This window comes from Nocardiopsis sp. TNDT3 (assembly GCF_003427465.1).
Lineage (GTDB): Bacteria > Actinomycetota > Actinomycetes > Streptosporangiales > Streptosporangiaceae > Nocardiopsis > Nocardiopsis dassonvillei.
On record NZ_QPFC01000871.1, the window covers coordinates 1 to 8,490 of the forward strand.

The 8,490-nt window shown below is 74.7% G+C and carries 5 protein-coding genes; 4 read left to right on the plus strand and 1 reads right to left on the minus strand.

The features are described from left to right. Positions 1-78: 78 nt before the first annotated feature. The 3 genes from DQW06_RS20830 to DQW06_RS20840 are packed head-to-tail and all read left to right on the plus strand — an operon-like array spanning position 79 to position 4,231. The gene (locus DQW06_RS20830; protein WP_117199138.1) at positions 79-2,127 is read left to right on the plus strand and encodes a hypothetical protein; all 2,049 of its coding nucleotides are present in this window, start codon (positions 79-81) and stop codon (positions 2,125-2,127) included. A 53-nt stretch (positions 2,128-2,180) separates the two neighbouring features. Beyond that, positions 2,181-3,116 carry a glycosyltransferase family 2 protein gene (locus DQW06_RS20835; RefSeq protein WP_019608123.1) on the plus strand — a complete coding sequence of 312 codons (936 nt, stop codon included), beginning with the start codon at positions 2,181-2,183 and terminating at the stop codon, positions 3,114-3,116. After that, positions 3,113-4,231 carry a glycosyltransferase family 4 protein gene (locus DQW06_RS20840; RefSeq protein ID WP_094804664.1) on the plus strand — a complete coding sequence of 373 codons (1,119 nt, stop codon included), beginning with the start codon at positions 3,113-3,115 and terminating at the stop codon, positions 4,229-4,231. The genes DQW06_RS20835 and DQW06_RS20840 overlap by 4 nt, the downstream gene beginning before the upstream one ends. A gap of 252 nt (positions 4,232-4,483) precedes the next feature. Here the strand turns inward: DQW06_RS20840 and DQW06_RS20845 are convergent, their stop codons facing one another. Next, positions 4,484-5,440 carry a lysylphosphatidylglycerol synthase domain-containing protein gene (locus tag DQW06_RS20845; RefSeq protein ID WP_117199139.1) on the minus strand — a complete coding sequence of 319 codons (957 nt, stop codon included), beginning with the start codon at positions 5,438-5,440 and terminating at the stop codon, positions 4,484-4,486. 387 nt (positions 5,441-5,827) lie between these two features. Here DQW06_RS20845 and DQW06_RS20850 point away from each other — a divergent pair, with 387 nt between their 5' ends. Next, positions 5,828-8,455, plus strand: coding sequence for a bifunctional FO biosynthesis protein CofGH (locus DQW06_RS20850; RefSeq protein WP_117199140.1), 2,628 nt, complete (start codon positions 5,828-5,830; stop codon positions 8,453-8,455). Positions 8,456-8,490 lie beyond the last annotated feature (35 nt).

Below are 8,490 nucleotides of genomic sequence, written 5' to 3' on the forward strand. Positions count from 1 at the left end.
CGCGCGGGGTCCGCGCGGACCCCGCGCGCGAGCCGCCGCGGGTGTGCGTTGGTGCCGGGGAGCTGTCAGAGTTGCCCCATGCGCTTGCTCCCCGGACGGTTCCTCGCCCGTGCCACCGCGCTCCCCGCGATCGCCGTCTCGGCCTGGCTCCTGGTGGCCTTCCCCCTCCTGGCCCTGGGCTCCCTCACCCCGCTGACGGCAGCCGTCCTCGGAACGCCCGCCGTGCTCGCGGCCTGCCTCCTGGTGCCCCGGCTCATTCCGGACCCGCCCGATGGGGAGGACGCGCCCTGGTGGCCGGTCGCCCTCGTCGTGCTGATCACGGTCGCCTTCGCCGCCGTGCAGATCGCCTACCACGCCGAGGCCCTGGTCATCCGCCGCGACCCCGCCTCCTACGCCATGTACACGGCGTGGATCGCCGAGAACGGGTTCCTGCCCATCCCGCAGCAGCGCGAGCTGATCGCGGGCGACGACCCCTCGCTCAGCTACCAGAGCCTGGCCCACTACCAGCGCGGCGACGTCATCTGGCCGCAGTTCATGGCCGGTGCGCCCCTGGTGACCTCCATCGGCTACTGGCTGGGCGGGCTCGACGGGATGCTCGTCACGACGCCGGTCCTGGGCGCGCTGGGCGTGCTCACCTTCGCCGGGCTCACCGCGCGCCTGGTCGGGATCCGCTGGGCGCCCCTGGCCGCCCTGGTCCTGGCCGTGTGCCTGCCCCAGCAGTGGGTCAGCCGCTTCACCTACAGCGAGCCGGTCACCCAGATCCTGCTGCTGGGCGGCCTGGTCCTGGCCTACGACGCGCTCGCGCGGCGCACCCGGATCACCGACCGGTGGTCGGCCGCGCACACGCTGGCCGCCGTGGCGGGACTGGCGTTCGGCCTGGGGCTGGTGGTGCGCATCGACGCGATCCGCGACCTGCTGCCCGTGGTCGGGTTCGTCGGCCTGCTGCTGCTCGCCCGCCGGGGACAGGCCCTGCCGCTGCTGGGCGGGCTGGCCGCGGGCGTGGGGCTGGGCCTGTACGCCGGGTACGGGCTGTCCCTGCCCTACCTGGAGTACCTCTCCGACTCCCTCAACCCCCTGCTGCTCATCAGCGCCGTCGTCATCGCCGTCACCGTCGCGGCCACCGCCGCCCTGTGGCGCCACGGCGTTCCGCGCGTGGAACGCGTGCGCCGGCTGCCCGACGCGGTGGCCGCGCTCGCCCTGCTCGCCATGGTGCTGTTCGCCGTCCGCCCCCTGCTGTGGCCGGACCACGGGCACGGCAGCGACTTCACCGACGGCTGGGTCGCCTACGTCCAGCAGCGCGAGGGCCTGCCCGTCGAGGGCAGCCGCACCTACTACGACATGAGCCTGTACTGGGTGGGCTGGTACGTGGGCCTGGCCACGGTCCTGTTCGCCTCGCTCGGCGTCGCCCACGTGCTGCGCCGCCTCTTCCAGCGGCGCGACCCCCAGTGGCTGCTGCCCGCCATGCTGCTGGTGTGGACGGTCGGCACCACCCTGCTGCGGCCCGCCATCACCCCCGACCACCCCTGGGCCAGCAGACGGCTGATCGCCCTGGTCATCCCGGCGTTCATCCTGTTCGCCGTCTGGTTCCTGGCCTGGCTCACCCGCTACTGCGCCGTCGCCGCCCACTCCGGTCGGAGCACGGCGGCGGCCCGCGCCCTCCCCGTCGTGGTCGCCGCCAGCGCGTCGGTGGCGCTGATCGTCCCCACCGCGGGCACGGCGGCCGGGATCATGGGGTACAGACAGGACGTCGGCAGCGTCGCCGCCACGCACCGGCTCTGCGCGGCGCTGTCGGAGGACGCCTCGGTGGTCGTGGTCGACTCCGACACGGCCGGGAACTACATGCCGCTGCTGCGCAACGTCTGCGGGGTGCCCACCGCGTCCATGGACGAGCCGACCCCCGGGGACGTGGACCGCGTGGTCTCCGAGATCCACGAACGCGACCGCGACGCCGTGCTCGCCGCCTCCGACTGGCAGGTCCTGGAGGACCTCACGGGCGGTGAGGCCGAGCCCGAGCGCCCCTTCCAGGTGAACGCTCAGATGGACCCGAGTACCCTCATGGAACCGCCGACCGGTTCCTGGGCCTTCAGGGGAAACGTGTGGGTGTCCGTGTTCCCCGACGGGGGATGAGCGCCCGGCCCGGCCCCTTCCCGAACCCACCCCATCCCGCCGAAGAAGAACCCATGAGCCACAGAAGCGACGACGCACCCAGGCAGCACGGCGAGGACCAGCCGGTCCGCGTCACCATCGTGCTCCCCTGCTACAACGAGGAGACCCACGTCGTCGACGAGGTCAAACGGATCTGCGGCGCCATGGACGCCTCCGGGTACTCCTACGAGCTGCTGGCCGTGGACGACGCCTCCACCGACGCGACCCTGGCCCGGCTGCGCGAGGTGGAGCCCCTCTACCCGCACATGCGCGTCATCGCGTTCGGGCACAACGGCGGGTCGGGCACCGTCCGCCGGATCGGCAGCCAGCGGGCCCGCGGCGAGTTCGTCGTGTGGACCGACGCCGACATGAGCTACCCCAACGAGCGCATCCCCGAGCTGGTCGGCATGCTGGAGGAGGACCCCGAGACCGACCAGGTCGTGGGCGCGCGCACGCAGGAGATGGGCAGCCACAAGGCCCTGCGGGTGCCCGCCAAGTGGGTCATCCGCAAGATCGCCGAACGCCTCACCAACACCCGCATCCCCGACCTCAACTCGGGGCTGCGGGTGTTCCGCCGCGAGGTCGCCCGTCCCTACCTGCGGCTGCTGCCGCCCGGGTTCTCCTGCGTCACCACCATCACGCTGGCCTTCCTGTCCAACCAGCACCCGGTCAGGTACGTGCCGATCGAGTACGCCAAGCGCGCGGGCACGTCCAAGTTCCACTTCGTGGGCGACGCCTACCGCTACATCCTCCAGGTGCTGCGCATGGTGATGTACTTCAACCCGCTCAAGGTGCTCATGCCGCCCTCCCTGGTGCTGCTGGGGGTCGGCACCGCCAAGTTCGTCTTCGACCAGGTGCGCAACCCGCTCTACATCCCCAACAACACCGTCATGATCCTCATGACGGGGCTGATCATCGCGGCGATCGCCCTGCTGGCCGACCTCATCGTGCGCTCCAGGGAGAGCGCGTGAGCCCGGCGGCGCGGGTGGCCCTGGTCGGGCCGGCCCACCCCTACAAGGGCGGCGGCGCCCGGCACACCACCGAGCTGGCGCACCGGCTGAGCGCGCTGGGCCACCCCACGGCCGTGGAGTCCTGGCGGGCGCAGTACCCGGCCGCCCTCTACCCCGGACAGCAGACCATCGAGGTCCCCGAGGGCGAGCCCTACCCCGGCACCCGCCACGAGCTGGCCTGGTACCGGCCGGACGGGTGGTGGCGGACGGGGCGGCGCCTGGCCCGCGAGGCCGACCTGGTGGTGCTCACACTGTTCTCCCCGGTGCAGGTGCCCGCCTACCTCGGCGTCCTCGCCGGGGTGCGCTCCGTGCGGCGTTCCGGGGGCGCGCGGGTGGTGGCGCTGTGCCACAACGTGCTGCCCCACGAGCGCCGGGCCGTGGACGTGTCCCTCGTGCGGGCCCTGCTGCGGCGGGTGGACGGCGTGGTCGCCCACTCGCCCGAGCAGGCGCGCCTGGCCGAGGGGCTCCGGGGGCCCGGGGCGCGGCGGCCCGTGGTCGCCCGGATGCCCCCGCACCTGCCCGAGACCGGCGGCGCGGTCGCCCCGGCGCCGGGGGAGCGGCGGCACCTGCTCTTCCTGGGTATCGTCCGCCCCTACAAGGGGGTGGACCTGCTGCTGCGCGCCCTGGCCGACGGAGCGCCCGGGGACGTGGCGCTCACCGTGGCCGGGGAGTTCTGGGGCGGCACAGCGGAGCTGGAGGAACTGGCCGCCGGGCTGGGGATCGCCGACCGGGTGCGGCTGCGGGACGGGTACGTCCCCGCCGGTGAGCTGCCGGAGCTGTTCGCCTCGGCCGACGCGGTGGTGCTGCCCTACCGCACCGCCACCGCCACCCAGAACGTGTGGCTGGCGCACGAGCACGGGATTCCGGTGGTGGCCACCCGCGCCGGAACCCTCCCCGACCACGTGCGCGAGGGGGTCGACGGCCTGCTGTGCGCGCCGGGCGACGCCGCCGACCTGGCCCGCGCGCTGGGGGAGTTCTACGCGCCGGGGGAGCCCGAGCGGCTGCGCGCGGGGGTCCGCCCGGTGGAGACCGAGCCGTACTGGCGGGCCTACACCGAGCGGTTGCTCGGGGCCTGAGGGTCTCCGGCACCGGAGACGGGAGTGCGCGGCGCCCACGGGGACGCCGCCAGAGCGGTCCCCCCGTAGGCCAGCTCCCCCCGGGCGCTCAGGAGCAGGGCGTCGCGGTCGTCCTCGGACAGGCGCGTCAGAGCGGCGGCCGGGTCGCGGGTGAGCGCGGTGGTGCCCCCAGCGCCGCCACGATCCCGGCCGCCACCCCCGCTCCGGGTCCACCGCCTCCGCGGGACCGGCCGGGGAACGAGACGACGCCCGTCAGGACCACGGTCCGGGCACGGCCTCCGGCCCCGGCACGGCCCTCCGGGACAGCAGCACCGACAGCCCCGCCCAGGCCACGTCCGCCACGGTCATCACCAGCCGCGACAGCACCGCCACCACCAGCGCGGCCCCTGCGTCCACCACCGGCGCCAGCGCCACCACCAGCACCGCCTCGCGCACCCCCAGGCCCGCCGGGGCGAACACCACCAGCAGCCCCAGCGTCCACGCCAGCGCGTAGGCGCCCACCGCCGGACCGAGCGACCGCAGCGCCTCGCCGCCCACCGCCCAGGTCAGCAGCCACACGTGCAGGCCCAGGGGCACCCACGCCACCAGGGTCCACCCCACGGCCGCGGCCATGGACCTCCCGCGCACGTCCAGGGGCCCGGCCTCGGCGACCTCGCGGAACCGGGCGAAGGGCCGGGCCGCCAGCCGGATCCCCCAGCCGACCACGCGCGGGTGCAGCGCGGCGAGCAGCACGGGTGCCAGCGCCAGCGCCCACCACCAGCGGCGGGCCGCCTCCGCCGACGACAGCGGCAGGGCCACCGCCGCGACCGCCAGCCCGGCCGCGACCGTCACCCCCACCGCGAGCAGGGTCGCCGCCGCACCGCGCGTGCGCGGCACGTTCCAGTCCCGGGCCAGCTCCACCTGGGCCACGAAGGCCCACACCGAACCCGGCAGGTACTTGCCGAGCTGTCCCACGAACATGACGCGGGCCGCCGTGCGGCGGGGCAGGGGGGAGCCCATCCCGGCCAGCAGCGCACGCCAGGCGAGCATCTGCGCGGTGAGCCCCGCCATGCCCGTCAGCGCCGCCGCGGGCAGCACCCACAGGGGCAGCGCCGCCGCGGCGTCCCGGGCCTGTGCCCAGTTCGCGCGCAGGGCCAGTCCCACGCACACGCACACCACCAGCAACAGCGCCAACCGCACCCACGGGCTACTGCGCAGCCGACTCAGCACGTGGCCTCCCTCCCGTACGTGCCGACCCTACGCCGCCCGCGCACCCGCCGGCCCCCGTGGACGTTGCGGACAGAGGCCCGCCCACGCCGCAGTGCCCAGCCCCGCGGACGTACCGGACCGGCACCTGCGTCCGCGTCTCGCGCTCCGCCTCCCGGCCGCTGCGGGCGTTCCGGCCCAGCGGGTCCGTCCACGCCGTCCCAGCCATCGTGGACTCCCGGACCAGTGGCCCACAACGTGCACTCCTGGACCACAGACCCCACCACGCCCCGAGGCCCCTCCCGCACTCCCGACCAGCGGCGGAACCCGGCGGTGACGCCCCGCACACATCCGGTGCCACCGGTGGTGCGTCCGCGCGCGCGAAAGGAGCGGGGCGTAGGGTTGCGCCCTATGAGTGGTGCGAACGACCCGGCCCCCGTCCCCTCCCCGACCCCGTCCGCCATGCGCAGGGCCCTGGCCCGCGCCCGGGACGGCAAGACCCTCGACGTCACCGAGGCAGAGGTACTCCTGCACGCCAGGGGCGAGGACCTGGACGTCCTCCTCGAACACGCCGGAAGGGTGCGCGACGCCGGGCTGGAGGCCGCGGGCCGCCCCGGGGTCGTCACCTACAGCCGCAAGGTGTTCGTCCCCCTGACCCGCCTGTGCCGCGACCGCTGCCACTACTGCACGTTCGCCACGGTGCCCGGCCGCCTCGACGCCCCGTTCCTGTCGCCCGACGAGGTCCTGGACATCGCCCGGCGGGGCGCCGGGATGGGCTGCAAGGAGGCCCTGTTCACGCTCGGCGACCGGCCCGAGGACCGCTGGAAGCAGGCCGCCGAGTGGCTCAACGCCCACGGCTACGACGACACCCTGTCCTACGTGCGGGCCATGGCCATCATGGTGCTGGAGGAGACCGGCCTGCTCCCGCACCTGAACCCGGGCGTGCTCACCTGGGCCGACCTCCAGCGCCTCAAGCCGGTCGCCCCCTCCATGGGGATGATGCTGGAGACCACCTCCACCCGGCTGTTCACCGAGAAGGGCCAGGCCCACTACGGCAGCCCGGACAAGGACCCGGCGGTACGGCTGCGCGTGCTGGAGGACGCCGGGCGCTCCAGCGTCCCCTTCACCACCGGCATCCTCCTGGGCATCGGTGAGAACACCGCCGAGCGCGCCGAGTCGATCTTCGCGATGCGCGGCGCCTCGCGGCGCTACGGCGGCGTCCAGGAGGTCATCGTGCAGAACTTCCGCGCCAAGCCCGCGACCGCGATGATGCACCGGCCCGACGCCGAACGCGAGGAGATGGCCGCCGCCATCGCCGTCACCCGTCTGGTCATGGGGCCCAGGGCGCACGTGCAGGCGCCGCCCAACCTCATCGGCGCCGAGCACGGGGGCGTGGACGAGTACGGGCTGATGCTGCGCGCGGGGATCGACGACTGGGGCGGGGTCTCCCCGCTCACCCCCGACCACGTCAACCCGGAGCGGCCCTGGCCGCAGATCGACGACCTCGCCGCGCGCACCGCCGCCCACGGCTTCGCCCTGCGCGAGCGGCTCACCGTCTACCCCGAGTACGTCCTGGCCGGGGAGCCCTGGCTGGACCCGCGCGTGGCCGGGCACGTGGCCGCCCTCGCCGACCCCGAGACCGGCCTGGCCCGCGAGGACGCGCCCGTGGTGGGCCGCCCCTGGCAGGAGCCCGAGGCGGTGCTGGTCTCCTCCGGCCGCACCGACCTGCACACGGGGATCGACGCCGAGGGGCGCACCGCCGACCGCCGCGGCGACTTCGACGCCGTCTACGGGGACTGGGACGAGCTGCGCTCCGGCGTGGACCGCGAGGGGGCCGTGCCGCGCAGGTTCGACCCCGACATCGCGGCGGCCCTGCGCAGCGCCGAGTCCGACCCCGCGGGGCTGTCCGACGACGCGGCGCTCGCCCTGCTGCACGCCGACGGGGCCGAGCTGGAGGCGCTGACCGACCTGGCCGACCGGGTGCGCCGGGACGCGGTCGGCGACGACGTCACCTACGTCGTGACCAGGAACATCAACTTCACCAACGTCTGCTACACCGGCTGCCGCTTCTGCGCGTTCGCCCAGCGCCGCACCGACGCCGACGCCTACACGCTCTCCCTGGAGCAGGTCGCCGACCGCGCCGAGGAGGCCTGGAAGGCCGGGGCGACCGAGGTGTGCATGCAGGGCGGCATCCACCCGGACCTGCCCGGCACCGCCTACTTCGACATCGCCGCCGCCGTGCGCGAGCGCGTCCCGGACATGCACGTCCACGCGTTCAGCCCGATGGAGGTGGTCAACGGGGCGGCGCGCACCAACCTGCCGGTCCGCGAGTGGCTGCTGCGCGCCCGCGAGGCCGGGCTCGGCTCCGTGCCGGGCACCGCCGCCGAGATCCTCGACGACGAGGTCCGCTGGATCCTCACCAAGGGCAAGCTGCCCGCGGCCGAGTGGATCGACGTCATCACGTCCGCGCACGACCTGGGCATCCCCACCACGTCCACGATGATGTACGGGCACGTGGACTCGCCCAGGCACTGGGTGGCGCACATCAAGCTGCTGCGCTCCCTCCAGGAGCGGTCGGTGGAGCGCAACGGCCGCCGGGGGTTCACCGAGTTCGTCCTGCTGCCGTTCGTGCACACCAACGCGCCCATCTACCTGGCCGGGCTGGCCCGCACCGGGCCGACGGTCCGGGAGAACCGCGCCGTGCACGCCCTGGCCCGCCTGCTGCTGCACGGGCACATCGACAACATCCAGTGCTCGTGGGTCAAGCTCGCCGAGGACACCTGCCGCCAGCTGCTCTCGGGCGGGGTGAACGACGTCGGCGGCACCCTGATGGAGGAGACCATCAGCCGGATGGCCGGGTCGGGCCAGGGGTCGTTCAAGACCATCAGCGACATCCGCGCCCTGGTCGAGCCGACGGGCCGCCCCGTCCGCCAGCGCACCACGGCCTACGGTCCGGTGCCGCAGGAGCGCCAGCGCGCGGCCGAGGCCAGCGACGGCGTGGCCCCCAGCGTCCGGCGCCCCTCGCTGCCGCTGGTCTAGACGCCGGAGGAGGGGGTGAAGCGCCGGGGGACGGC